Consider the following 26,962-nt stretch of genomic DNA (forward strand, 5'->3'; position numbering starts at 1 on the left):
GTGTTAATCTTCGCAGCGCAACAGCGATCAACACGGCTGGGTCATTGACTATTTGATATATCACGTCAGTACAAAGACCCATAATTTGCCTATAGAATATGCAATGAATAGTCACTTATCTACCTAGCCATTGACAGACATAAGTGACAATCGCTAATGATGACCGATACTAAGGCCAGTAATACCATGTCCCAGACTGACACCCATTCTCAAAGTAGTGAACAGACATGCTTAGCAGACTTGCCGATCTTGTTTAAGTCGCTGCACATTGACACTCTGCCAGATGATGTACAAGAAATCATTGCCCGTGTCGATGCCTGCCTGCCGCAAACTCAGTGTGGTCTATGCGAGCATCCAGATGGCTGTTTGCCTTATGCCGCCGCTATTATGATGGACAATGAGCCTTATAATAAGTGCGTCCCAGGCGGTCAACCTGTCACCGATGCTATTAAGCAAATACTCATAGAAAACACACTTATTAATGAGCAAATGTCGCTCACGGCTGCACCTTCTCAGTGGCCGACTGATACTAGCTCAGAGCGTCCGACTGAAGTACGCGCGATCATCCGCGAGGACGACTGTATCGGCTGTACCAAATGTATTCCTGCCTGCCCTGTCGATGCCATCGTTGGTACAGGTAAGCATATGCATACGATCTTTACCGATCTTTGTACTGGCTGCGAGTTATGTATCGCGCCTTGCCCCGTTGATTGCATCGATTTGGTAGTGGTTGATAGACAATTATCACCATCAGAGCGCGTACAAGAGCAAGACAATCTACGCCATCGTTATCATACGCATCTAAAGCGCGTGACTCGCCAGCTGGCAAATAGCAGCAATCGTAAACCAGTTGTTAGTATGATGGAGGCCAAACTCAATAACGCCGCCAACCAAACGCTTGATATTAGTGCGCAGCAGGCAAAAAATACTATTGCAGCGGCCAAATTACGTAGCAAAATTAAAAAACTGGAAAAACAGCTCAGCATACGTCCTAATGCGCAAAAAAAGGCCGAACTTAACGCGCTACAGCTTGAGTTGACGCAGCTTTAAACTCAGTATTGAAGTTCAGTATAAGTGAAGTCTTGATCCAAAAATGAAATAACGACAATCAAATAAAGATAAGTCCCATGAGTAAAACGGTCAAACACAAAACTGCTAACACGCCGCCATCACGACGGATACCCAATCGCGACGTACGGCCATTTTTTGAAAAGCTGGCGGCAACGATTGAAGAGCCTGTGACTGAGCTGCGCTTTGAGAGTAATTTTGAGCTGCTCATTGCGGTTATTCTCTCAGCACAAGCAACAGATATCAGCGTTAATATCGCAACCGATCAGCTGTATCCTGTGGCCAACACTCCCCAAGCGATTTTGGAATTAGGCGAAGAGGCGCTCAAACCTTATATCAAAAACATCGGTCTACATAATGCTAAAGCCAAAAACATCATCAAAACCTGTCGCGATTTGATTGATAAATTCGACAGCACTGTTCCCGATAACCGCAAGGATCTTGAGTCACTGGCAGGCGTTGGACGTAAGACGGCAAACGTTGTCCTCAATACTGGTTTTGGTCAGCCCACCATGGCGGTCGATACCCATATCTTTCGCGTGGGCAATCGTACTGGACTTGCTACAGGCAAAAATGTCTTGATCGTTGAGCAAAAACTGGTCGAGCGTATACCTGAGGATATGATGATGGACGCGCATCACTATCTAATCTTGCATGGGCGCTATACCTGTCAAGCGCGTACGCCTAAATGCGGCGCTTGTCCTGTTTTTGAAGAATGTATGTTCAAAGACAAAGTTGCGTTTTTAGAATTATAGCTATTTTATTATAGTTATTGATTTCATGATCTATGATTAAGGAAACCTAATGCAAACCCTTACCGCGCTCGTCTTCGATGACTTCGAAACTTTGGATCTGTTTGGACCCATAGAGATGTTTGGTTGCGTGCCTGAGCATTATCACCTTCAGTTTGCCTCCTTATCGGGCGGCGTCATTCGCAGTAAACACAGCGTTGCTATGCAAACGATTGCTGTAGCAGATCTACCAGACCAGACTGATGTCTTGCTCGTAGTCGGCGGTATAGGTACGCGTCAGCAAATCGACAACAATGAGTTTTTGCAAACCCTTGTCACTCTGTCTAACACTGCTGACTGGGTGCTTAGCGTCTGTACCGGTAGCGGTCTATTAGCAAAAGCAGGTCTTTTGGATGGCAAGCGTGCTACCTCCAACAAACTCTCATGGCAATGGGTGATATCTCAGTCCGAGCATGTCAATTGGACCAAGCAAGCGCGCTGGGTCGTCGATGGTAAATTCTATACCTCATCAGGTGTGAGTGCTGGCATGGATATGGCGCTTGGGTTTATCGCTGATAGACATGGTATCGAAGCCGCCAATGGCATTGCTGAGTATGCTGAATACCGCTGGCAGCAAGACAATAGTATCGATGACTTCTATCGCCCCTGATAGGCGTCATCAACATCACGTTACGTCATAGTCTTATCCATCGCTAGAGTTTTGATGCGATACACGGTAAAATGTGCTAATTTTTTGCGTCATTTCTACCCTACATATTGATATACCTTTACTAATGACTAAGTTTGTAGACTTCAGTCCTTACCATTAAGCGACCCTATTATGCGTGAATACAGTTTATTTACTTCAGAATCCGTAAGCGAAGGGCATCCTGACAAGATGGCTGACCAAATATCAGATGCCATTCTTGATGCCATTCTGCGTGAAGACTTACAAGCACGCGTCGCTTGCGAGACCCTTGTCAAAACGGGTGCGGTCGTATTAGCGGGTGAGATTACCACTACCGCCAATATCGATATCGAGCGTCTCGTCCGTGATACGGTCAATGGTATTGGCTATCATCATTCAGATTTGGGTTTTGATGGTGAGACCTGCGCCGTTATCAATATGATTGGCAAACAATCCCCTGAAATTGCCCAAGGCGTCGATCGCAGTAACCCTGAAGAGCAAGGTGCTGGCGATCAAGGGCTTATGTTTGGCTATGCCAGCAACGAGACTGAGGTGCTGATGCCTGCACCTATCGAATACGCCCATCGCCTGATGCAACGACAGTCAGAGCTACGCCGTTCAGGTGAGCTGCCGTGGCTACGTCCTGATGCCAAAGCACAGGTTACTTTGAAATATGATGGCAGTCGACCGGTTGCCATTGATGCGGTGGTACTCTCAACCCAGCATGACCCAAGTATCTCGCAGAATGATCTGTTCGATGCCATCATGGACTCTATTATCAAACAAGTCCTGCCCGCTGAGCTATTGCACGCAGGAACCCGCTATCATATCAATCCAACGGGCAAGTTCGTCATAGGTGGCCCTGTTGGGGACGCAGGACTGACAGGTCGCAAAATTATCGTCGATACCTATGGCGGCATGGCGCGTCACGGCGGCGGTGCGTTCAGTGGTAAAGATCCCTCAAAAGTCGATCGTAGCGCCGCTTATGCGGTGCGTTACGTCGCCAAGAACATCGTCGCCGCAGGGTTAGCTGAGCGCTGTGAGGTACAGGTCAGTTATGCTATTGGTGTCGCAGAACCTACTTCTATCTCAGTCAATACCTTTGGCACTAGTAAGATCAGTAACGACGAAATCATTCGCCTGATTCGTACCCATTTTGATCTGCGCCCTTATGGTATTACGCGTATGCTTAATTTACTTCAACCTATGTATCAGCAAACCGCGACCTTTGGGCATTTTGGTCGCCCAGGTTCTGAGACCGCCTTTACTTGGGAAAAAACAGACAAAGCTGACATCTTAAGAGCAGATGCAGGTCTGTAACTCATACTACATTTATTAGGAGTCATCTATGTCACAAGACAATATTTCAAACCAAAATCAGGACAATAACGCGAGCACGCAAAACAATAACCCTGACGCTCCCATCGAGATTACCCCCGAGATGCAAGCTTTTTATCAGCGCGCTGATGCCCTTATCGGCGTTGCCAACAGCCAGTTGGGTCCAGAGGCTCACTCAGGTCAAGTGGGCGCCTCACTTTTATACGCCGCGGCGCGCTATAGTGCTTCGGTTGCCTCTATTGGTTTTGTCAAAGGTGATGACTTCGCCAAAGAAAAAGACGATATCGTCGAGTTCTATGTTAAACAATACCGTCAAATGCTCAGCGATAACTTAACTGACTATGCGCAAAACTTCGACAACTACGTACAGCTTAATCAAGATGACAAGCCTGTTGAATAAAGCACTCACACTAAAAGTATCAACACAAATAGCCTATCATTAAGATAGGCTATTTTTTTGCTTGGTCTACCGTCGATAAATCATACTTATTCGCAAATTTCAGATGAAAATAATCAACAATACCCATAAAAATACCCATACCCAGCTCATGACAAGCTGGGTATAGGGTTAAATAAAACTATTGGGCGTCATTTTTAGATATCTTTTCCAAGAACAGGCGGACCCTTTAACAGCGCTTCATCTGCAAATTCATTTGCTGAATTGTGCTCAGCGGATTCTTCGGTGATATACCACTGCTGATTGCGATAGAGAATCAATCTATCACGGCTGAGGCCACGTAGTAAGGAGTACATCATAATCAAAATGACGATAGCAAAAGGAAAGCCTGATACGATGGAGGCCGCTTGTAGCGCGCCTAGACCACCAGCTGCTAATAACACTGCTGCGATAACGCCTTCTGTACCTGCCCAAAACAATCGCTGGATTTTTGGTGGATTGGTATCGCCGCCTGACGTCAGCATATCAATGACAAAACTAGCAGAATCTGATGAGGTGACAAACCAAAGTACGATCATCACAATAATCAAAAACGATACCGCTTCGGTCATAGGATAAAATTCCATGAGCGCAAAGATCGCACTACCGCTATCCGCTTTTACCGCATCGACCAAACCTGGGCTCATGATTGCAGGATCAGCTGCAGCCATTAGCTCCATATTGACCGCCGCGCCGCCAAAAGCGGTGAACCATATAAATAAAATGGTCACAGGTATCAATAACACACCTAAGATAAACTCACGAATAGTACGGCCGCGCGAGATACGGGCAACGAATACACCAACGAATGGTGACCAGCTGATCCACCATGCCCAGTAAAATATCGTCCAGTATGACTGCCAGTTCTCTTCGCCCTCATACGACTCAGTCCATAATCCTAACGGAATCGCTTGGTGCAAATAGTTACCGATATTTTCGACAAAGCTATTTAGAATAAACTGCGTAGGCCCTAAGATAATCACAAAGCTAAGCAGTACGATAGTCAAGAATATATTGATATCACTTAAACGCTTAATCCCTTTATCTAGTCCTAAAAACAGTGACATACCCGCAAACATAGTAATCACAGCAATCAAGATAATCTGCGTGGTAATGTTATTTGGGATACCAAACAAGGTATCGAGGCCAGAGTTGATCTGTAATACGCCAAGGCCTAGCGTCGTCACGACTCCAAACATGGTACCGAATACGGCAAGCGTATCAACCGTATGACCCATAGGACCGTATATTTTTTTACCGATTAGTGGATAAAGCGTTGAGCGAATCGCTAGAGGCAAGCCCACGCGGTAGTGAAAATACGCCAGCGCTAATGCCACGATACCGTAAATAGCCCAAACGTGAAAACCATAATGCAAGAATGAGATATTCATTGCAAGCTTAGCCGCTTCCACAGTTTCAGGAGTACCTAAAGGCGGTGCCATGTAATGATATAACGGCTCAGCAGTTCCCCAATACAGTAACCCGATACCAATACCTGCTGAAAATAGCATACCTATCCAAGATACCAGGTTGTATTCAGGTTTCTCTGTTTGATGGCCAAGCCTTATATCGCCATAGCGACTAAAGATCAGGTACACGCTCATCAGTAGCGCCAGATTGACGACGACGATAAAGAACCAACCAAAACGCAAAGAGACAAACGCTTTGGCTTCATTGAATATGACTTCGGCTTGTTCATTGAACAACGCACCAAAGATGATAAAAACGATAATCAAAATCGCTGAGGTCAAAAATACAGGTTTACTTACCCGCGGAAAAGGCCCTAATCGGCCTACTTTTACGTGATCCATAGGTATTCCAAAAGTTAAAATTGCGTCACCATACCAAGGTATGAGCCAATTATCAAATGTAACGCTAACCTAGCAGTGCTAGCTTTGTTAAATGTACTAGTGAAACATTCAAGTTTATTTTGTTAAACAAACTTGAATATTCAATGCCAAAAAACAGACCCCAACTTATAAATAAGCTGAGGTCTATTGATAGCAAAATAACGACTTAATCACCTTTGACGATTTTGGGAGGACCTGTTAATAGACCTTCATCAACGAACTCATTGGCCGTATTGTGATCAATGGACTCATCAGTAATATACTGCTGCTGCGCACGATAAAGGATCAAACGATCTCGACCAAGACCACGCCATAGAGCGTACATCATAACAAAAATGACGATAGCAAAGGGTAGTCCTGCTACAATAGCCGCCGCTTGCAATGCACCAAGGCCACCTGCAGCGAGCAAAATTGCGGCAATAAACCCTTCCATCGTTGCCCAAAACAGACGCTGAATCTTTGGCGGATTGGTATCGCCGCCTGCGGTGAGCATATCAATGACAAAGCTTGCAGAATCCGATGACGTTACAAACCACATTACAATCATAATGACAATCAATAAGGTGATCGGTTTGGCTAACGGATAATACTCAACCAACTTAAAGATGGCGCTACCTGTATCTGCTTGTACTGCCTCTATTAGTCCAGGGCTTACTAGAGCAGGATCAAGGGCAGCAAGTAGCTCCATATGAATAGCGACGCCACCAAAAGCTGTGAACCAGAAAAATAGGATAGTCATCGGTATCAGTAATACACCAAGGGTGAACTCGCGAATCGTACGACCGCGACTAATACGAGCGATAAACACACCGACGAATGGGGCCCAACTTACCCACCATGCCCAATAAAATATCGTCCAACCACTCTGCCAATCAGTACCACTATAAGCCTCACCCCAAAAGCTTAAGGGAATAACAACGGCTAAATAATTACCGATATTTTCAAAGAAGCTATCAAAAATAAACAGGGTTGGACCTAAAATGACGATAAAGGCTAACAAAACGCCAGTCAGACCCATATTGATATCACTTAAACGCTTAATACCTTTATCAAGTCCTAGCATCAAAGAGCCACAAGCAAGCAAAGTAATAAAGGCAATGATTGCAAATTGCACACCAAGACTGTTTTGGATACCAAATAAGCTCTCAAGGCCTGAGTTGATCTGCATAACCCCTAGACCTAAGGAGGTTACCACGCCAAACATCGTACCAAATACAGCTAAGATATCGACTGTATGACCCCAACCTCCGTAGATTCTTTGACCAAGTATAGGATACAAGGTCGATCGGATAGAGAGCGGTAACCCACGTCTAAAGTGAAAATAAGCTAATGATAATGCCACGATAGTATAGATCGCCCATGCATGGAGTCCCCAATGCAAGAACGAGATATTCATCGCCTGTTTAGCCGCCTCTATCGTCTCAGGCTCACCTAGTGGCGGTGCCATGTAGTGATACAAAGGCTCGGCGGTACCCCAATAGACTAGGCCGATACCGATACCTGCTGAGAACAGCATCCCAATCCAAGATACCAAGCTATACTGTGGACGCTCTGTTTGATTACCCAAACGTATATCACCATAGCGACTCGCTATCAGGTAAATACAGAAGACCAGTGCCATATTCATCAATAATATGAAGAACCAGCCAAAGTTTGTGGTGATAAAGCTTTGTAAGAAACTAAAAAGTGCGCCTGCAGCTTCAGTAAAGAACACACCAAAAATGATAAATCCAACAATCAATATACTTGAAATAATAAAGACAGGCTTGTTGACTCTAGGAAAAGGGCCGAGCCTTTCAACTTTGACATGATCCATGTGCTAGATAACCTTAAAATTTTAGGAGGTTTACCTTAACAAGATAACGCACAACTATCAAATGTAAACCAAGCACTTACAAGTGCTTATCGAATAGAAACAAACTCAAACCTCAACAGTTAAAAACGTTGTTTCAATATTAGCGAAGCTCCTACCTCTTAAAAGGTAGGAGCAAAGACATCCGGTACAATAGCGTTTATTTATTGAGGCAGTAGCTGTAGTAGCCTTGCCTCATCGCCATCTTCAAGCAGCCAAACCTGACCCTCTACGGTCAATACATTACGAATCCTTGCGCCCATGTCATAGCGATAACGCTCATTAGCATTACCTGCCGCATCCATATCGACTACGATAAGCGCTTGAGACGATAGACCACTCATTAGGGCGTCGCCTTGCCACGCTGGAAAGTCGTTTTGACTACCTGAGGTATAGATACTCAGTGAAGAGGGTGAGATAACGGGTGTCCAAGAGACTTTGGGTGGCTCAAACTCAGGACGGGTGTCGTGATCAGGTATATCTATGCCTGAGTAATTACGTCCGTTAGAGACTACAGGCCAGCCGTAGTTATTACCCTTGGTGATCAAATTATACTCATCACCGCCACGAGGTCCCATCTCATTAGCCCACAATCTACCTGACTCATCAAACGCCATGCCAAGTACGTTGCGATGACCGGTACTCCAAAATTGGGCGCTAATATCGTTATTACTAATATAAGGATTATCATCAGGTATAGTACCATCTGGATATAATCGAATGATTTTACCTAAATTGAGACTCATGTCTTGCGCAGGTTCTTTTTCTTGACGATCGCCTGAGCTGATATACAGATAGCGTCCATCAGGCGAGAACAGCAATCTATGACTATAGTGCCCTTGCCCATCGATTTTTTTATTTTGCTGCCAGATGGTACTGATATTTTTCAGACTTGGCTTGCCCGTATCCAAATCAGTCAGCGTAGCTTTGATAACCTTTGCACCATATTTATTACTGTCAGCGCCGCTGCCGGCTTCGGCGTGACTTAGATATATAGTATTACTCGTCGCAAAATCAGGCGATAAAATAACATCTCCTAACCCGCCTTGCCCGCCATAAGCCACCTCTGGCACACCTGTCACTTTCGTCTTGGTACCCGTCTGCGTATCGACCACAAACAGCTCCCCTGATTTTTGCGTGACCAGTAATTTAAGCGAACCATCAGCTGTTTTGGGTAGTGTAGTCATCGCCCACGGCTCGCTAAAGGTAGCCACTGCTTTGGTTGTAAACTCAGGCTCATCTGTATTCATAGCTTTATCAGTTTGGGTGGCAGTCGCCGAATTGCTTTGCTTAGTATTATCAGTATCGACTGCTGTCGGTTCGGAGCAAGCAGCAGTGCTCAACATTAACGCGGCTATCATTACAGGCAAAGAGAGTGGCGCACTGATATATTTATTCTTCATTATAAACATCCTTTTATACACATAGTCTTGTTTCTAATATAGCAAGCAAGAGCACTATTCGGGTACAAATTATGTTTTCTACAAAAAAACCCTTACCTACATCTGTAGATAAGGGAATTATGCAAATATTGGTACATGTTAAAGACTAACTGACTCGCAACTTCCCAAAGATTAGTTTGTCATCAGCGTCCAACTCAACTTTGATGATGTCACCTGCGACAAAGTCACCTGCTAGCAGCTTCATCGACAGTGGGTTTTCGATCTCTTGCTGAATGGCGCGTTTGAGTGGACGTGCCCCATATACCGGATCGTAACCGACTGCGACCAGCTTATTCATCGCATCGTGTGACAGCTCGATGTCCAGCTCGCGCTCATGCAAACGATGACGCAAACGATCAATCTGAATCTCAGCAATACCTGCCATCTGCGACATACCTAGCGGATGGAACACGACGATTTCATCAATACGGTTGACGAACTCTGGACGGAAATGTTGCCCGACCGAATCCATAACCTCCGCTTTGATATCCTCGTAACTCTCACCAACCATTTCTTGAATCTTATGCGAGCCCAAGTTACTAGTCATAATGATAACCGTGTTCTTGAAATCAACAACGCGGCCTTGCGAATCTGTCAAACGCCCATCATCCAATACTTGCAACAAGATATTAAACACATCAGGGTGCGCTTTTTCAACCTCATCAAACAAGATGACGCTATAGGGCTTACGGCGTACCGCTTCGGTCAGCGTACCGCCTTCCTCGTAGCCGACATATCCTGGAGGCGCGCCCACCAAGCGACTCACGCTGTGCTTCTCCATATACTCACTCATATCGATACGCACGATAGCGTCTTCACTATCGAATAAGAAGTTGGCAAGCGACTTAGTCAGCTCAGTCTTACCGACACCCGTAGGCCCTAAGAAAAGAAAAGACCCTGAGGGACGATTGGGATCAGATAAACCTGCGCGACTGCGGCGCACCGCATTAGCAACGGCTTCGACCGCTTCGTCTTGACCGATAACGCGTTCATGAAGTTTGTCTTCCATCGCGATCATCTTGTCGCGCTCGCCTTGCAGCATTTTGCTCACAGGGATACCTGTTGCAGCCGCAACCACTTCTGCGATCTCATTATCCGTGACTTTGTTACGCAGCAGTTTGACGCCCGCAGGCTCGCCGATCTGTTCTGTTTGCTCAGCAAGGTCAATCTCAGCTATTTGTTTTTCGAGTTCCGGTATGACGCCATATTGCAATCGAGACATCTCTGCATAATCACCATCACGTGTGGCTTTTTCTAGCTGAATACGTGCTCTATCTAAGTTTTCTTTATGTTGTTTGCTACCTTCAACGAGAGCCTTTTCTGCTTGCCAGATTTCAGTAAGATCGGCAAGGTCTCTTTCTAGCTCGTCTATTTGACCATCGAGCACTTTGCGCTCTGCTTGTGCGCCCACATCTTCTTCATTTTTGAGCACTTCACGTTGCATTTTAAGTTGAATCAAGCGGCTATCGAGCTTGCCCAGCGCTTCAGGCTTGCTATCCATCTCCATACGTAGACGACTGGCGGCCTCATCAATTAAATCAATGGCTTTATCAGGCAGTTTGCGATCAGTAATATAGCGATGACTCATGCGCGCCGCCGCTATAATGGCGCTGTCTTGAATGACAACATTATGATGAAGCTCATAACGATTTTTGAGGCCACGTAGAATCGCAATGGTATCTTCTACGGTTGGCTCATCGACCAGTACCTTTTGAAAACGACGCTCAAGCGCGGCGTCTTTTTCGATGTATTTACGGTATTCATCCAATGTGGTTGCGCCCACGCAGTGCAGCTCACCGCGAGCGAGAGCAGGTTTTAGCATGTTACCTGCGTCCATTGCGCCCTCAGATTTACCTGCACCGACCATCGTATGTAGCTCGTCAATGAACAGGATAACGTTACCCTCAGCCTTAGCCAAATCGCTAAGCACCGCTTTGAGACGCTCTTCGAACTCACCGCGAAACTTAGCACCTGCTATTAGCGCACCTAAGTCTAATGACAGCACTTCTTTACGGCGAAGTCCTTCTGGGACATCACCCTTAATGATCTTTTGTGCCAATCCCTCAACGATAGCGGTTTTACCGACACCCGGCTCACCGATCAGTACAGGGTTATTTTTGGTACGGCGTGAGAGCACTTGAATGGTACGGCGAATCTCTTCGTCCCGTCCAATGACCGGATCAAGCTTACCCAGCTCGGCTTGTTCCGTTAAATTAATCGTGTATTTATTGAGGGCATCACGCTGGTCTTCGGCGTTTTGATTGTTCACCGTCTCATCACCGCGCAATTGCTCTATCACCGCTTTTAGTTTAGCTGCCGTAACGCCTGCGCCCTCAAAAATCTTTTTGGTTTCGCCCTGCTCAGCGAGTGCCAGCATGACCCATTCGGTCGCGATAAAATCATCGCCCTCTTTTTGGGCTTGACGATCTGCCAAATTTAAGATCTTGACCGAGCTTGGGTTTAGGTTGACGTCCCCTGTAGGATCACTAATCGTCGCTTGACTATCCAGCGCTTTGGCAACGCCGTTCTTGAGCGCAGGAATAGATGCGCCTGCCTGCTGACAGATGGATAAGTTCGACTCATCTTGTAATAAGACAGCAAGAAGATGCACCGGATCGATGCCCGTGTGGTCATGACCTAACGCTAGGCTCTGCGCCTCTTGTATAGCGGTTTGCAGCTTTTGCGTAAATTTTTCGAATCTCATAACGTATTCCTCTAATAATAAATGGTTGGCCGCGACGCTTATAATCTTGTAATGACGCTGCTAACCTTTGGTTGCTATCTATATAAGGTATAAAGAAGATGATTTCAACTCCCAATTATTACTTGTCAATAATAAATAATGACTTTGTGGTATGAGGGTCAAAGCAGATGATATATGGCTTTAATTAAAACCCTACTACAAATGATGATATCAAGCTTATGCTATTAATAGGTATAGGATAGATTTATTTCAAGAAAAACAATGAGAGGAAGATGTGGATTTTTGCTATTGATAATTAACTTAGAGAAATAAAATTTATTCTATAATTTCAATTGGTGTTCCAAGGGTAATGAGATTCATGATTTCATCCATCTCATCGTTGGTGACTGCGATACAGCCATCCGTCCAATTGCGCTGCTGATTGTACCAAGCCAGATCGCCTAGTCCATTCATCTGTCCGTGAATCATAATGTCACCGCCTGCACTGACTCCAAGAGCTTCGGCGCGCGCTTTATCAGCGTCATTGGGGTAGCTGATATGAATAGAGCGATAAGCGATGGAATTCTCGTTCTTGTAGTCGAGGGTATAAGTACCAACTGGCGTGCGCTCATCCCCCTCTTGCTGCTTGTGACCGATAGGATTCTCACCCAATGCAATATGGTAGGATTTGACAACCCTATCACCGTCTAGCAGTTGCATGGTGCGCTCAGACTTATCCACAAAGACTTTGTCAATCGTCACCGTATTTGGAATGGCAATCGTGCTGGCATAAGATCCTTGGGCGCGAAAAGGCGTTTTGTCATAGCGAACCAGACCGATGATACCCACAGCGACCAGACCGATAGCAAAAAGAGCAAGCATCCTAATCTTAGGATGCTTGCTCTTGCTTGGCTGGCTGATGTTATTAGTAGAGAGAGACATAAAGAATCTACTTTATTTAAGAATAAACGCTTATAAATATAGCAAATAACATAAGATTTCTGTATGTAAAAACAATGAAGGTTAAATGAATAAAGCTTTATACCTTTCTAAAAAATCAACTTTAAACGATTTACACCATACGAATCGCGCCATCTAAACGGATTACTTCGCCATTGAGATAAGCATTATCAATAATATGAACAACGAGCTTGGCGAACTCATCAGGAGCTCCCAAACGCTTAGGATAAGGCACAGCTGCCTCTAATTGCTCGCGCGCCTTTTCAGGAATAGCGTTCATCATAGGCGTCGCAAATACCCCCGGCGCAATCGTCATCACTCGAATACCGTGACGGGTCAGCTCACGGGCCAGTGGCAACATCATACCAACGACGCCCGCCTTCGATGAGGCGTAGCTTGCTTGCCCTACTTGACCGTCAAAAGCGGCGATAGAGGCCGTATTGATGATAATGCCGTTATCCGTGTTCTGCTCATTGTCAGGGCTAGCGTTAGCCGCCATGCGCTTAGCAATACTAGAGGCCACTAGGCGTGCAACATTAAATGAGCCGACTTGGTTGATAGTGACCCCGCGAGTGAACTGTTCAAGATCGGCGGGATTATTATCACGATCAAGCAGCTTTTGCACGACAGCAATACCTGCGCAGTTGATAGAGCCTTGTAACCCACCGAATGCCTCTTCTGCCAGACTAACAGCCGCTTGCACTTCATCGCTGCTAGTCACGTCACAACGGGCAAAAAGCGCTCTGTCCCCCAATTCATTTACTAAGTCTTGTCCTGCTGATTCATTGAGATCAGCGATAACGACATTACCGCCTTGAGCCACAATCGCACGAACGACTGACTCACCTAGTCCTGAAGCGCCGCCTGTGACTAAAAAACTATTGTCTTTAACTTGCATGGTATTCCCTTATTTATTATTACTATCTTCTTTGAATGTTTCCTATAAAAACGAGAATCTATTTTGCCGCTTAATCATTAAAAACAAATGCTTAAAGCGATCAAAATGACTCTAGGCAACTTAGAATCTCCTAAAAAATAGTCTCTGTCAGTAACATGATCGAATATTAAACACGCCCTATATATTGAATCTTTTATAATTATAGGATGGTCTGTTTGACGTTTGTCTATTTATAACGCATTTATAACTTTATTTCAATACGTAACGTATCATTTTTATATAGCTAAGGATAGGCTATTTGGATTAGAAGCTTTTAAAAAATTCAGCAAAGCCTTCTCATCTTGGCTTTGCTGATTTTTGCTGCGACCACGGCGTGCTTGCTTGTACGGCTCGTAGAACTGCCCTGCCAAAAACTGCTCGATAATACGCGGATGAATGTAGGATGCGCGGCAGACAGAAGGCGTATTCCCAAGCTCATCAGCTACATCTTTTACCATTTGGGTCACTAAAACCTGACGCTCTTTACTATCAGGAACACTCGCCAAAATGTCATCGCCCGCTTTACTTTGTAACTCATCATATAAAAAGCTTGCCGCCAGCACACTTGCCATCCACGTGCGGAAGTCTTTGGCACTATAGCGCTTATCAGTACTGCTGTCGTCCGTGCTGTTGTCTCTACTAGAGGTGTCACCACCTAGATGTTCACGCAGATAGTCGTTAATATCACCACTATCGACCTCTTGCTTATCGCCATTTTTATCTAAATATTTAAATATCTGATACCCTGGCAGCTCAGAACATGCTTGCACGATTTCTATCAAGCGCTCATCTTGAAGCTCGATGTGATGCTCTTTAGCACTTTTACCGACGAAGTCAAAAGCCAGACCCTCATCAGTCTCACTCAAATGCTTGCTACGTAAGGTACTAAGCCCATAACTCTTATTGAGCTTGGCATAGCGGCTATTACCAATCCGAATCAGCGTCGTCTCAAGTAATTTGACTACAGCGGCAAGTACATTAGTACGAGATAGCGACTCAGCCTCCAAATCGATTTCTACTTGCGCACGTAATGCGGGTAGTGCCTCGCCAAAACCTATCATGGCATCAAACTTGGCTTCATCACGAACGTTGTTCCATGCAGGATGATATAGATATTGCTTACGCGCCTTGAGATCGCGTCCTGTCGATTGCAAATGGCCTTTATCGTCTTGGCATATCCACACCTCAGACCACATCGGCGGAATGACCAACTCATCGAAACGCTGGCGCAAGGCTTTGTCTTTGATCGTCTCGCCTTTTGCGTTGCGGTAAGTAAAGCCGCGACCCCAGCGCACTCGGGTGAACCCAGGCTCATCATCGCTGACATAACGCAACTTGGCACGCTGTGCTAAACGTTCATAATCATGACGCAGATCGTCTATTGCTTGCTCAGTCGTTTTTGCCATGTGATGCGCCTTTATAGGATAAGAGATATATTATGAATGAGAGCTTTAGCATAATTAATTATTTAAACCAGCGCTGTTTATTTGCCATAGCCAAAGTGTAATGCTGTGTAAAAAATTCATCGTCAAAACTAATATTTTTGAGTATGATTACTAACCCCTACGCTTCGTGAGCAAAGCTGAAATGACTAAGAATTGTTCCATTCAAATTAAACCATTAACTAAGGGCAATTATGCTAGTTGGTTGAGGTTGTGGCAGAACTACCTGACCTTTTATGAGACTGCTTTGTCAGCGCATATAACAGAAAATACATGGCAAAAACTACACGATAATGAAGTACCTATTCATGGGTTTGGGGCATGGATAGACGATCAGCTATTAGGTATTGTTCATGTTATGGTACATCCTACTACGTGGAGCGAAACTGAATCTTGTTACTTGCATGATTTGTATGTAGATAAAGGAGTGCGTGGACAAGGTGTTGGACGAGCACTAATTGAAGAAGTGTATAGTTTTGCCCGTACAAAAGACTGTAATCGTGTCTATTGGACAACGCAAGAAGGTAATACGGCATCTCGTTTACTCTATGATCAGCTAGCAATCAAAACGGATATGGTGCAATACCGTAAAAATTTATGAGTTTAATTCCCTTTATTTTGATAAATTTCTCTTAAAAACTCCTCATAAAAAACGCCAAGCGTTAAACCCTTGGCGTTGATTATTCTAATACTACTACAGTCTAAAAAACGTTACTTACCGTAGACACATAAGTAGGCGGTTTCTACTGCTACTTTGACCTGAAACTTCTTATTCGCGTCAACAGTGAATTGCTCACCAGCACTAAAGGTTTGCCACTCGTCACTCTCTGGCAGCTTAACCGTTAGCGCACCACTAATGACGCTCATCGTTTCAAACTCGCTCGTTCCGAACTCGTACTCACCTATTTCCATAACACCGACAGTAGCTGGTTTGGTCGCCGTTTGAAAAGCGATAGAAGTGACTTTATCATCAAAATAATTATTTACGCTTGGCATAGATTTCCTTAAATTTAAGTTTTATTAAAAGATTAAAATTTAACCATTGATTGTAGGCTGGTGCTTTAGCCTAACATTTAACATTAGCAAAGCTCTAAGCTGGCCTACGAAAAACTTCTCATTTTATCAAAATGTTTTAGAAAAAAATTACAATCCAGCTTTGAGACTAGCTTCGATAAACTGATCTAAGTCACCATCGAGTACCGCGCCTGTGTTAAACGTCTCAACGCCCGTACGCAAGTCTTTGATACGGGAATCATCAAGGACATACGAGCGGATTTGACTGCCCCAACCGACATCGGACTTGCCATCCTCGACGGCTTGCTGAGACTCCATGCGTTTTTGCATCTCAAGCTCATAAAGCTTGGCGCGCAGCATCTTCATTGCCGTTGCCTTGTTACCATGCTGACTACGCTCGTTTTGACAGGTGACAACGACGCCACTTGGCTCATGAGTAATACGCACCGCAGAATCAGTGGTGTTGACGTGCTGACCACCCGCACCTGATGAGCGATAGGTATCGATACGTAGATCAGCAGGATTGATATCGATCTCGATGTCATCATCGATCTCAGGGGAGACAAAAACGGCCGCAAACGACGTATGGCGACCATTATTGCTATCGAATGGTGATTTACGCACGAGACGATGCACCCCAATCTCAGTACGCAGCCAACCAAAAGCGTAGTCGCCTTTAATCTCGATAGTCGCAGACTTGATACCCGCGACGCTACCGGATGACACTTCAATCTCTTCAACTTTGAAGCCATGCGCCTCAGCCCAGCGGGTGTACATGCGTAATAGCATCTCTGCCCAATCTTGCGCTTCAGTACCGCCACTGCCCGACTGAATATCTAGATAGCAATTATTTGGATCCATCTCACCGCTGAACATCCGACGAAACTCCAAATCTGCCACGCGCTTTTCGGCATTATCTAGTTCCGCTTGCACGTCTTTTAATAATGATTCCTCGTCCTCTTCTACCGCCAACTCAAGCATCGCTGAGGCATCTTCTAGCGTTGTTTCAAGCGAGACGACGACATCAATGACCCCATCTAAATGGCTTTTTTCTTTACTAATTTTGGTCGCGCGTTCTGGATCGTTCCAGAGCTCAGGACTCTCCATTTCTAAATTGACTTCTTCTAGCCGCTCTTGCTTGCCATCGAAGTCAAAGATACCTCCGTAAGTCCTGTCCGCGCTCTGATAAATCTTTGATTTGTTCTTGATACGGATTAATTTCCATTAGCTTTCCTAATTTTTACAATGATAGTTTGTAGGCAGTAAAATCGTCCAACCTTCAATAAACTGGCCAATTGTTGTAGACTAGGGTTTTAACCCAGCTTCGAGACTTTGTACATTTAAAGGCTTGGCTTGAAACCCAGCTTACGTTCAAGTCACAACTTTTGACCCAAGCTATATACTCCAGTCTTCAACTGCCCAGCGATGTGCTAACGCATGAGCGTGTAAGGCCTCATCTGGCGAGACACAAATAGCGACATCAGCCCACTCAAGTAAGGGAATATCGTTCTTTGAGTCCGAATAAGCATAGGTTTTGTCAAAGGTGACGCCGTTTAGCTGCTTTTTGTCAATCCATTTATCCAGATGATAAATCTTACCTGCTTTAAAGTTAGGCTTGTCAGCAAGTTTGCCAGTATAGCGCTCGTCAATGATCTCAAGTGGCGTTGACAACACATTAGCATCCTCTATCCCAAAACGCTTGGCGATAGCAGACACCACAAAATCATTGGTGGCTGAGATAATCACCACATCATGACCCTGCTCAATGTGATGACATAACACCTCCATCGCTTTTGGTCTGATATGCGGCTCAATCTCTGACTTAATATAGTCTTCGCGCAATTCATGCAAACGCTGCATTGGTAGGCTACTTAAGAACTGGGCGACGAATTCGTTATATTCAGTCGCGTCAAGTGTGCCTTCAATATAGTCATTGTAGAACTTTTGATTGGCGGTACGATACTGAGCTTCGTCAACGAGGCCATGTTTGACGATGTACTCTCCCCATAAATAATCGCTATCGACATCGAGTAAAGTGTGGTCAAGATCAAACAGCGCGAGCGTACGTAAATCGGTTGAAGATGAGAGGTTCATATTAAAATCTCAAGAATAACAAAAGGGGTAGAGGGAAAATGCAAATAGTAGCTAAATTTACGACCTAAGCTGCAAAATTGTGCTAGCTTACCATCAAGCCTGTACTACTACAAAGTGCAATCTATAAAGTATAATGACCTATTAATAGTCTGACTGTATTATGAAACCACCTAATCGTAAGCCTACGCCCAGTATACTCGATAAACCTCATCGACCTGCGCGCTCGACAAAAGAAATCAGACGTCGTCAAAGGGGTGAGGACTATCAGTCTGTGACTGAGCGCCTCGTGTATGCGCTACTAAACGGTCTACTTTATGGATTTGGTGGCTTAATTATCGATTTGGCAGTCGTTATTATTCGTTCAGTACTGGGTGTTGGTAGCGGTGATATATTTTGGCTATTCACGCCTGCACTATGCTTGCTGGGTATCGTAATCGGTTTTGTCGTCGGCAAAAGCTCGGGCGCTGATAGTGTTGGTGCCTTGCATACGAGCGATACCACTCCTTATATTGATGACTACTCAATACGCCACGATGTCTTTCGCGGTGTTATCTTTGGCATTATTATCTTTGCCGTTATTTGGCTCGTTATGATGATTATCGCATAAGCTTGTCTACAAATAGCTCTGTTAAATAAGAGTAAGTATTTAGACTGTTTACCACTTATTCTGGTTGCTCAATCTCGACTAGACCTGTTTTGAATTTTTGGCAGCGATCGGCGTAATGCATGGCGGACAGCTTTAGCATAGCGGCTTGCTCATCGCTTAAAGTCTTGACCACTTTGGCAGGCGCGCCCATCACCAGAGAGTTATCTGGAATCACTTTGCCCTCAGTGACCAATGCCTTGGCACCGATAATACAGTTTTTGCCAATTTTTACATTATTTAATATCACAGCGCCAATACCGATCAAACTATTATCATCGACCTCACAGCCATGTAGCATCGCTAAATGCCCGATGGTGACATGATTACCGATTTTGACCTCAATACCTGCGTCAGTATGAATGACACTATTTTCTTGCACATTACTGTAATCACCGATATGAATACGCTCATTATCCCCGCGAATGACCGCGCCAAACCAGACGCTGGCTTGATGACCTAAATATACATCACCAATGACCCGCGCCGTATCAGCAACCCAGCCATTGAAGGGGCTAGCAAATTCAGGTTTTTTGTCCAAATATTGATAAATCATCATCCATCCTTAGTTTAATTTTGAGCGTAATAGTAGTTGTAAGAATTTATATCCTCTTTATAATACCATTTTGAAATTTATAGCAAAGTGCTATGTTGAGGAACCAAGCAATGAGCGCTAACAAGCACGCACCCCTTTCTTTATTACTAGGCACTTTAACGACTGAAACTATGTTGCCCAGTCATTCAACTGTTGATCGCTTAACTGATAGTCATTCGATAATCAACCGTTTAGCCGCAGGCATTTTAACCGCAAGCATATTTATGTTAAGCAACATCATAGCTACCGCGCCAGCTCAAGCCGCGAGTCATTCAAGCCTTGAGCAAGCAGGAGATATCATCGCTGTTGGCATACCGCTGATAGCCTATGGTAGTACGTATTATAAGGATGATAAAGAGGGGCGTCAGCAATTTTATCGCTCCTTTGGTACGACAGCAGTCACTACTCTAACTCTAAAGTCAGTAGTCAACAAAGATAGACCAGACAATAGTGATGATGAGTCTTATCCCTCCGCGCATACTTCCGTGGCCTTTCAAGGTGCCAGCTTCATCCATAAGCGCTACGGGTTTGAATCTAGTATTCCCGCTTATGTTGGTGCAGGGTTTGTCGGATATAGCCGATTGAAATCAGATAAACATGATGTCGCTGATGTGGTAGCAGGCGCCGCACTTGGCATTGCCAGTAGCATGTATCTGACAAAAAGCTATTATAGCGATCAACTCGTCATCGCACCCTCTTTATCTTCTGACTATTATGGTTTGAGCGTTCACTATCACTTTAAATAACAAAAATAAAGCGCTATTACTTATATTAAACGGAAGAACACATTATTATTGAGCGTATAGTCTGAGTATATATTGACGAGGACAATGCTAGCCCTAATCACAAAACTCTAGTATAATGCGCAAAATCTATGCCTAAGCGAGTGGACATGATGCGAGTTACTTCTTCACTATTTTGTGAGTGTTGTAAATTCCATCTATGATGTCTTCTCGCTTTTTTGTGGGAAATTTTTGCTCGCAGCCTTTTTATCAAGTAATCATTATAAAATTTAAATGATGATTCTAAAGGTCTACAAGAGTAAGAGCAGCCCTTTTATCCAAATAAAACTTGACGGCACTTATCACTAATAGCGGAGGCAATCCTTGAAATCATTGACCCAGATACAAGCAATTTTGGCACTAGCAGACGGTACGGTATTTCGCGGTGTCAGCATAGGCAGCCAAGGTCACCGTGTCGGTGAAGTGGTCTTTAACACGGCGATGACAGGCTATCAAGAGATCCTCACAGACCCAAGCTACGCGCGCCAACTGGTTACCCTCACCTACCCGCATATCGGCAATACGGGCACCAATGATGAGGACAGTGAATCGGGCAATATTGATTTCAAACAGCAAATATGGGCAGAGGGACTCATTATTCGCGATGCGACAATGGTCACTTCAAACTTTCGCAATACTGAATCTCTGAGCGACTACCTAGAGCGTCATGACACGGTTGCTATCGCTGAGATTGATACCCGTCAACTAACGCGTCTATTACGAGAGCAAGGCGCGCAGAATGGATGTCTTATGACTGCCTCTAATGGCGAGACTATTAGTGACGCTGATGTACAGCAAGCCATTCAATTGGCAAAAGATTTTGCGGGTCTAAAAGGCATGGATCTAGCTAAAGAAGCCAGTCATCCAGAAGGCTTTGAGTGGACGGCGGGCACGTGGGAGTTATCAGATACGCTACTCAACCGTGACGCTACTGGTAGCCATGACAGCGGTACGGGCGGGTTCTATAAGCAGCTGGGCACACATATCGAGCACAAGTATAATGTGGTTGCTTATGACTTTGGTACTAAGACCAATATATTACGCATGCTCGTCGATATCGGTGCTCGTGTGACCGTCGTTCCTGCGCAGACGCCAATTAAAGACGTGCTCGCGATGAATCCAGATGGTATATTTTTATCGAATGGCCCTGGCGACCCGGCCGCTAGTGATTATGCTATTGATAATGTTCGCCATATCATCGAAGAGACGGACATTCCGACTTTTGGTATTTGCTTAGGTCATCAGCTGATTGGACTTGCCAGTGGTGCTAAGACTATGAAGATGAAAACGGGTCATCATGGCGCGAATCATCCTGTGCAAGATTTAGCGACTAGTGTCGTGATGATTACTAGTCAGAATCATGGTTTTGCGGTCGATGAAGATACGCTACCTGACAATGTTAAATCAACACATCGCTCATTATTTGATGGTACCAATCAAGGCATTGAGCTGACTAATAAGCCCGTCTTTAGCTTCCAAGGACACCCTGAAGCGAGCCCTGGCCCGCATGATGCTGCTGAGCTATTTGCTAAGTTTGCTGGGATGATGGAGAAAAATAAGGCGAATAGCTAATGGCGAATCAACTTACCCAAAAGTGGAAAATTAAAGACCTAAAAGGCGTCGGCGACGTTGAATTATCACTCGATGATAGCAAACGGGTCTTTGTGTTCTTTGGTAGTAATGGTATTGGTAAGACTAAGACGCTAGAGGCTCTACTTTACTTTTTGCTAGCGCAGAATAAAAATTTTATACCCAAAGGTCATACGTTAAAAATATCAGATAGTATTTTTCAATCAATATGTTCAAATAATTTATGTATAAATGTGAAGAACGCTTTACTAAGCGAAAGTAAAATTTATCTTCCTAACATATTTAATCAAGTCGAGGTTAAAAATTACGACTCAGTTGCTTACATAGGAGCAAAACAAAGAGGTTCATCTGAAAAAAATAGTAACCATCGAAATAAACCTATGGGAAGTTCTGAGTCACGCAGAGACACCCATTCCGAACTTTTTGAGTTAGCTATTGTTAATGGCAATTTAGATAGATTAGGGATGAATCAAGACATTCATCATTGGTTCATCGAGCGTGCTCAATCTGTCAACCCTTATCAAAAGTCTGACGACAATCGACAAGTTGATATCGATACGGTTCTTGGCGCTTTAAACACTTTAGACAATCGCATTGGTAAAGCTCTCAATGTAGATGGTGACGATAATGTTTATCTGACTATCGAAGGACAAGAAACCGAACTAAACAATTTAAGCTCAGGCTTTATCTCAGTAGTTAAAATTATCCAAGCCATTGTCTCTGCCTACTCTGCGTTTACTAATGAACAAGACTTACTTAATGTTAAAGGTGTCGTACTTATAGATGAAATAGAAAGTCATTTGCACGTAGAATGGCAGACTAGAATCATACCAACGCTAAAAGAGCTGTTTCCAAACACTACCTTTTATATCGCGACTCATTCCCCCTTAGTGTTATCACAACTTAGTGAAGGTGAGGCTTATCTACTTAAACGTGATAATGACAACATAGTGCGCTCTAGTGTAATTGACTCACCTAATAAGCGTATCTTAGCCAATGTCTTACGCGATGCTTTTGGTATTGACCTAAATGAGCTTAAAAGGGAGTCTATGGAAGACGGTAGTCAAGATGTAGCAAAAAATCGCTTGTTAAAATTGCTTAGAGACCCAGCAGGTGACACTGGTGAGTAGATATATTCTGCTAGATGCTAATTTACTCATTGGCGCTTTTGATCATGACTCGGAAAATACAAAGCACATTCAGTCTAAACAGATTGTTGAAGCTTTACTATTAGACGATACTGTAAAAATCGCTATTACACCGCTAATACGTTACGAAGTACTACGCGGCGTCCGCCGCGTGCCAACTGAGCAAATGGTTGAGATATTGAACGATTTTGAAGAATTTGAGATTACTGACGTAGAAGGCAATAGAGCTTCTGATATCTATCGCTTAGCTCTTGTAAATAATCAAAAGTTAGACAAACGTAGTTTTGATGTTTTCCACTATGTAGTCGCTGAAATACGCAATCTAGAATGGATGAGTCAAGATAACGATTTGAGTAAAATTGCAAACCTCGCCAAACCTATTATTGAAGGACAAATTTAAATGCCAAAACGTACCGACATAAAAAGCATTCTTATCATTGGCGCCGGCCCCATCGTTATCGGTCAAGCGTGCGAGTTTGACTACTCAGGCGCACAAGCCTGTAAAGCCCTTCGCGAAGAAGGCTACCGCGTTATCTTGGTCAACTCAAACCCAGCCACCATCATGACTGACCCTGATATGGCAGATGCCACTTATATCGAGCCGATTACTTGGCAAACAGTTGAACAGATTATCAATGTCGAGCGTCCTGATGCCATCTTGCCAACGATGGGCGGACAGACCGCACTTAACTGTGCGCTGGATTTAGATAAGCATGGCGTGCTAGAGAAGTATGGCTGTGAGCTGATTGGCGCAACTAAAGATTCGATTGAGATGGCAGAAGATCGTGATCTATTTGATAAAGCCATGAAGCGTATCGGACTTGAATGCCCGCGTGCTGAGATTGCTGAGACCATGGAGCAGGCTTTTGCCACCCAAGAAAAGATGGGCTATCCGTGTATCATACGCCCGTCCTTTACGATGGGCGGCTCAGGCGGCGGTATCGCATATAACCGTGATGAGTTCATTGAGATTTGTGAGCGCGGTTTTGATTTATCGCCAACCCATCAATTGCTCATTGATGAGTCTTTAATCGGTTGGAAAGAGTACGAGACTGAAGTCGTCCGTGATAAAAACGACAACTGTATCATCGTCTGTACCATTGAGAACTTTGATCCGATGGGCGTGCATACGGGTGATTCAATCACCGTTGCCCCAGCACAAACCCTAACGGATAAAGAATATCAAATCATGCGTAACGCGTCCCTCGCGGTACTACGCGAAATTGGCGTTGAGACGGGTGGCTCAAACGTGCAGTTCGGTATCAATCCAAAGACCGGTCGTATGGTCGTCATCGAGATGAACCCGCGCGTATCTCGCTCATCAGCATTGGCATCAAAAGCAACAGGTTTTCCTATTGCTCGTATCGCCGCCAAGCTTGCGATCGGCTATACGCTTGATGAACTCCAAAACGATATTACTGGCGGTGCAACGCCTGCGAGCTTTGAGCCTACCCTCGATTATGTTGTCACCAAAATACCGCGTTTTAACTTTGAAAAGTTCCCGCAAGCGGACAATATCCTATCGACGCAGATGAAATCGGTCGGTGAAGTTATGGCGATTGGTCGTAACTTCCAAGAGTCTATGCAAAAAGCATTGCGCGGTCTTGAGACGGGTGCAGATGGTTTTGATGAGCAAATCGACTTATCCAAGGTTAGCACAGACAAAGCTCGTAGCGAGATCACCAATCGTTTGACCATCCCAACCCCTGAGCGTATTTTTTATATCGGCGACGCCTTTCGTATCGGTATGAGCGTTAATGAGGTCTTTAAGCTCACCAACATCGACCCTTGGTTCTTGGTACAGATCGAAGATATCATCAAGACTGAAACCCAAGTGCGCGCTCTCGGTTTTGGTGGTTTAAATGAGACCAATCTGCGTGGATTTAAGCGTAAAGGTTTATCAGATCTACGTTTGGCAAAGCTGCTTGGCGTGTCACAAAAACAGCTACGCAAAAAACGTTGGGATTTAAATATTTATCCCGTTTATAAACGCGTTGATACCGCTGCTGCTGAGTTTGCGACCAGCACCGCTTATATGTACTCAAGCTACGATAGCGAGTGCGAAGCCAATCCGACTGACAACAAGAAAATCATGGTCATCGGCGGCGGTCCGAACCGTATTGGTCAAGGTATTGAGTTTGATTATTGCTGCGTGCACGCCGCTCTTGCCATGCGCGCGGATGGTTATGAGACTATTATGGTCAACTGTAACCCTGAAACGGTCTCAACCGATTATGATACCTCAGATCGTCTCTACTTTGAACCAATTACGTTAGAAGACGTGCTTGAAATCGTCCGTATTGAACAGCCTGACGGCGTCATTGTCCAGTTCGGTGGTCAAACCCCATTGAAGCTTGCCCGCGCTTTAGAGTCAGCGGGCGTTAATATCATCGGTACGAGCCCTGATGCTATTGACCGCGCCGAAGATCGTGAACGCTTCCAGCACATGATTCATCAGCTTAACCTTGTCCAACCTTCAAATGCGCTCGCGACGAGTCTCGAGGACGGTTTGGTCAAAGCCAAAGACGTCGGCTACCCGCTAGTGGTACGCCCATCATACGTCTTAGGTGGACGCGCGATGGAAATCGTCTACAACGAAGATGAGCTCAGACATTACTTGCGTACCGCCGTACAAGCCTCAAATGAGGCGCCTGTGCTGCTTGATCGCTTCTTGGATGATGCTATAGAAGTCGATGTTGATTGCGTTAGTGATGGCACCGATGTGGTCATCGGCGGCATCATGCAGCATATCGAACAGGCGGGCGTGCACTCTGGCGATTCAGCATGTTCATTGCCGCCTTACTCGCTATCAGATGAGCTGTGTGATGTCATGCGCGAGCAAACCATTGCCATGGCAAAAGAGCTTGGCGTTATTGGACTTATGAACGTTCAGTTCGCAGTCAAAGGTGAAACGGTTTATATATTAGAAGTCAATCCACGGGCCGCGCGTACCGTACCTTTTGTCTCCAAGTGTATCGGTACTTCGCTTGCGCAGATTGCAGCGCGCTGTATGGCGGGCACGTCACTCAAAGATCAGGGGTTTATGACTGAGATTGTACCGTCTTTCTTTGCCGTAAAAGAGTCCGTATTTCCCTTTGCCAAGTTCCCAGGCGTTGACCCAATCTTGAGTCCTGAGATGAAATCAACGGGTGAAGTCATGGGTATCGGCAAAACCTTTGGCGAGGCTTTTTATAAAGCGGTCATCGGTAGTAATGAGCGCTTGCCTGGTCTGCCAACTGATGGCGAAAGCAAAACGGTCTTTATCTCCGTACGCGATAGCGACAAAACGCAAATCGCGCCTATTGCCCGCCAGCTTATTGATTACGGCTTTGATATCGTGGCGACCACTGGCACGCAAAAGGTGCTCGCAGATGCCGGTATCGACTGTCAGCAAATCAATAAAGTCACAGAGGGTCGCCCGCATATCGTCGATGCCTTGAAAAACGGTAAAATCGACCTTATTATTAATACGACTGAAGGCAAGCAAGCACAAGAAGATTCGTTCTCTATTCGTCGCAGTGCTTTGCAAGGCAAGGTGTTTTATGTGACCACTTTAGGCGCGGCCGATGCGGTCTGTAAATCTTATGCCATTGACTTGCCCTTCGATGTTTATAAGCTACAAGACTTGCATGCGCAGGCTAAGCCTATCGCTTAGCTTGATTTACTAAG

General features: G+C 44.8%; 23 protein-coding genes. 12 read left to right on the plus strand and 11 right to left on the minus strand.

Annotated features, from left to right (window positions below; all coding sequences use genetic code 11):
* The first annotated feature begins 186 nt into the window (after positions 1 to 186).
* The 5 genes from ACR64G_RS07960 to ACR64G_RS07980 all read left to right on the plus strand — a co-directional run bounded on the left by ACR64G_RS07960 (position 187) and on the right by ACR64G_RS07980 (position 4,225).
* On the plus strand, positions 187 to 1,050 hold the full coding sequence (locus ACR64G_RS07960; RefSeq protein ID WP_435978771.1) for an RnfABCDGE type electron transport complex subunit B: 864 nt from the start codon (positions 187 to 189) through the stop codon (positions 1,048 to 1,050).
* 77 nt (positions 1,051 to 1,127) lie between these two features.
* Positions 1,128 to 1,823 carry an endonuclease III gene (nth, locus tag ACR64G_RS07965; protein WP_435978772.1) on the plus strand — a complete coding sequence of 232 codons (696 nt, stop codon included), beginning with the start codon at positions 1,128 to 1,130 and terminating at the stop codon, positions 1,821 to 1,823.
* Positions 1,824 to 1,872: 49 nt separating this feature from the next.
* Positions 1,873 to 2,469: a DJ-1/PfpI family protein gene (locus ACR64G_RS07970; protein WP_435978773.1), complete on the plus strand. Its 597-nt coding sequence runs from the start codon at positions 1,873 to 1,875 to the stop codon at positions 2,467 to 2,469.
* A 171-nt stretch (positions 2,470 to 2,640) separates the two neighbouring features.
* Complete coding sequence (gene metK, locus ACR64G_RS07975; RefSeq protein ID WP_435978774.1) at positions 2,641 to 3,807, plus strand: methionine adenosyltransferase; 1,167 nt, start codon at positions 2,641 to 2,643, stop codon at positions 3,805 to 3,807.
* 28 nt (positions 3,808 to 3,835) lie between these two features.
* A complete protein-coding gene (locus tag ACR64G_RS07980; protein ID WP_435978775.1) occupies positions 3,836 to 4,225 on the plus strand; it encodes a DUF3144 domain-containing protein in 390 nt (129 codons plus the stop codon).
* 194 nt (positions 4,226 to 4,419) lie between these two features.
* Here ACR64G_RS07980 and ACR64G_RS07985 read toward each other — a convergent pair whose 3' ends face one another.
* The 7 genes from ACR64G_RS07985 to ACR64G_RS08015 all read right to left on the minus strand — a co-directional run bounded on the left by ACR64G_RS07985 (position 4,420) and on the right by ACR64G_RS08015 (position 15,391).
* On the minus strand, positions 4,420 to 6,072 hold the full coding sequence (locus tag ACR64G_RS07985) for a BCCT family transporter (protein WP_435978776.1): 1,653 nt from the start codon (positions 6,070 to 6,072) through the stop codon (positions 4,420 to 4,422).
* 205 nt (positions 6,073 to 6,277) lie between these two features.
* Entirely contained in the window at positions 6,278 to 7,927 is a 1,650-nt protein-coding gene (locus ACR64G_RS07990; protein ID WP_435978777.1) for a BCCT family transporter, read from the minus strand.
* A 200-nt stretch (positions 7,928 to 8,127) separates the two neighbouring features.
* On the minus strand, positions 8,128 to 9,366 hold the full coding sequence (locus ACR64G_RS07995) for a PQQ-dependent sugar dehydrogenase (protein ID WP_435978778.1): 1,239 nt from the start codon (positions 9,364 to 9,366) through the stop codon (positions 8,128 to 8,130).
* 145 nt (positions 9,367 to 9,511) lie between these two features.
* Positions 9,512 to 12,109 carry an ATP-dependent chaperone ClpB gene (clpB, locus tag ACR64G_RS08000; protein WP_435978779.1) on the minus strand — a complete coding sequence of 866 codons (2,598 nt, stop codon included), beginning with the start codon at positions 12,107 to 12,109 and terminating at the stop codon, positions 9,512 to 9,514.
* 315 nt (positions 12,110 to 12,424) lie between these two features.
* Positions 12,425 to 13,030 (minus strand): L,D-transpeptidase family protein, encoded by a 606-nt coding sequence (locus ACR64G_RS08005; protein WP_435978780.1) that lies wholly within the window; start codon positions 13,028 to 13,030, stop codon positions 12,425 to 12,427.
* Between the two features lie 130 nt (positions 13,031 to 13,160).
* Complete coding sequence (locus ACR64G_RS08010; protein WP_435978781.1) at positions 13,161 to 13,946, minus strand: SDR family NAD(P)-dependent oxidoreductase; 786 nt, start codon at positions 13,944 to 13,946, stop codon at positions 13,161 to 13,163.
* A gap of 275 nt (positions 13,947 to 14,221) precedes the next feature.
* Complete coding sequence (locus ACR64G_RS08015; RefSeq protein ID WP_435978782.1) at positions 14,222 to 15,391, minus strand: DNA topoisomerase IB; 1,170 nt, start codon at positions 15,389 to 15,391, stop codon at positions 14,222 to 14,224.
* A gap of 181 nt (positions 15,392 to 15,572) precedes the next feature.
* Here ACR64G_RS08015 and ACR64G_RS08020 point away from each other — a divergent pair, with 181 nt between their 5' ends.
* Positions 15,573 to 16,028 carry an N-acetyltransferase family protein gene (locus ACR64G_RS08020; RefSeq protein ID WP_435978783.1) on the plus strand — a complete coding sequence of 152 codons (456 nt, stop codon included), beginning with the start codon at positions 15,573 to 15,575 and terminating at the stop codon, positions 16,026 to 16,028.
* Positions 16,029 to 16,138: 110 nt separating this feature from the next.
* Here the strand turns inward: ACR64G_RS08020 and ACR64G_RS08025 are convergent, their stop codons facing one another.
* The 3 genes from ACR64G_RS08025 to ACR64G_RS08035 form a co-directional block, all read right to left on the minus strand.
* Positions 16,139 to 16,423: a pyrimidine/purine nucleoside phosphorylase gene (locus ACR64G_RS08025; RefSeq protein WP_435978784.1), complete on the minus strand. Its 285-nt coding sequence runs from the start codon at positions 16,421 to 16,423 to the stop codon at positions 16,139 to 16,141.
* 147 nt (positions 16,424 to 16,570) lie between these two features.
* A protein-coding gene (prfB, locus tag ACR64G_RS08030) for a peptide chain release factor 2 (protein WP_435978785.1) occupies positions 16,571 to 17,666 on the minus strand; the annotation gives its coding sequence in 2 pieces (ribosomal slippage) (positions 16,571 to 17,593 and positions 17,595 to 17,666; 1,095 coding nt in all).
* 170 nt (positions 17,667 to 17,836) lie between these two features.
* Positions 17,837 to 18,535, minus strand: a complete 699-nt coding sequence (locus tag ACR64G_RS08035) for an HAD family hydrolase (protein ID WP_435978786.1) — start codon at positions 18,533 to 18,535, stop codon at positions 17,837 to 17,839.
* 160 nt (positions 18,536 to 18,695) lie between these two features.
* Here ACR64G_RS08035 and ACR64G_RS08040 point away from each other — a divergent pair, with 160 nt between their 5' ends.
* The gene (locus tag ACR64G_RS08040) at positions 18,696 to 19,142 is read left to right on the plus strand and encodes a hypothetical protein (protein WP_435978787.1); all 447 of its coding nucleotides are present in this window, start codon (positions 18,696 to 18,698) and stop codon (positions 19,140 to 19,142) included.
* Between the two features lie 55 nt (positions 19,143 to 19,197).
* Here ACR64G_RS08040 and ACR64G_RS08045 read toward each other — a convergent pair whose 3' ends face one another.
* Positions 19,198 to 19,734: a gamma carbonic anhydrase family protein gene (locus ACR64G_RS08045; RefSeq protein WP_435980686.1), complete on the minus strand. Its 537-nt coding sequence runs from the start codon at positions 19,732 to 19,734 to the stop codon at positions 19,198 to 19,200.
* A 110-nt stretch (positions 19,735 to 19,844) separates the two neighbouring features.
* Here ACR64G_RS08045 and ACR64G_RS08050 point away from each other — a divergent pair, with 110 nt between their 5' ends.
* The 5 genes from ACR64G_RS08050 (at position 19,845) to carB (ending at position 26,948) form a co-directional block, all read left to right on the plus strand.
* A complete protein-coding gene (locus ACR64G_RS08050) occupies positions 19,845 to 20,519 on the plus strand; it encodes a phosphatase PAP2 family protein (RefSeq protein ID WP_435978788.1) in 675 nt (224 codons plus the stop codon).
* Between the two features lie 369 nt (positions 20,520 to 20,888).
* Positions 20,889 to 22,127, plus strand: a complete 1,239-nt coding sequence (gene carA / locus ACR64G_RS08055; RefSeq protein ID WP_435980687.1) for a glutamine-hydrolyzing carbamoyl-phosphate synthase small subunit — start codon at positions 20,889 to 20,891, stop codon at positions 22,125 to 22,127.
* Positions 22,127 to 23,275, plus strand: a complete 1,149-nt coding sequence (locus ACR64G_RS08060; RefSeq protein WP_435978789.1) for an AAA family ATPase — start codon at positions 22,127 to 22,129, stop codon at positions 23,273 to 23,275. Before carA ends, ACR64G_RS08060 begins: the two co-directional genes overlap by 1 nt.
* Complete coding sequence (locus ACR64G_RS08065; RefSeq protein WP_435978790.1) at positions 23,268 to 23,693, plus strand: type II toxin-antitoxin system VapC family toxin; 426 nt, start codon at positions 23,268 to 23,270, stop codon at positions 23,691 to 23,693. Before ACR64G_RS08060 ends, ACR64G_RS08065 begins: the two co-directional genes overlap by 8 nt.
* A complete protein-coding gene (gene carB, locus ACR64G_RS08070) occupies positions 23,694 to 26,948 on the plus strand; it encodes a carbamoyl-phosphate synthase large subunit (RefSeq protein ID WP_435978791.1) in 3,255 nt (1,084 codons plus the stop codon).
* Positions 26,949 to 26,962 lie beyond the last annotated feature (14 nt).

The sequence above is a fragment of the Psychrobacter sp. DM4 genome, assembly GCF_051307035.1.
Taxonomy (GTDB): Bacteria; Pseudomonadota; Gammaproteobacteria; order Pseudomonadales; family Moraxellaceae; genus Psychrobacter.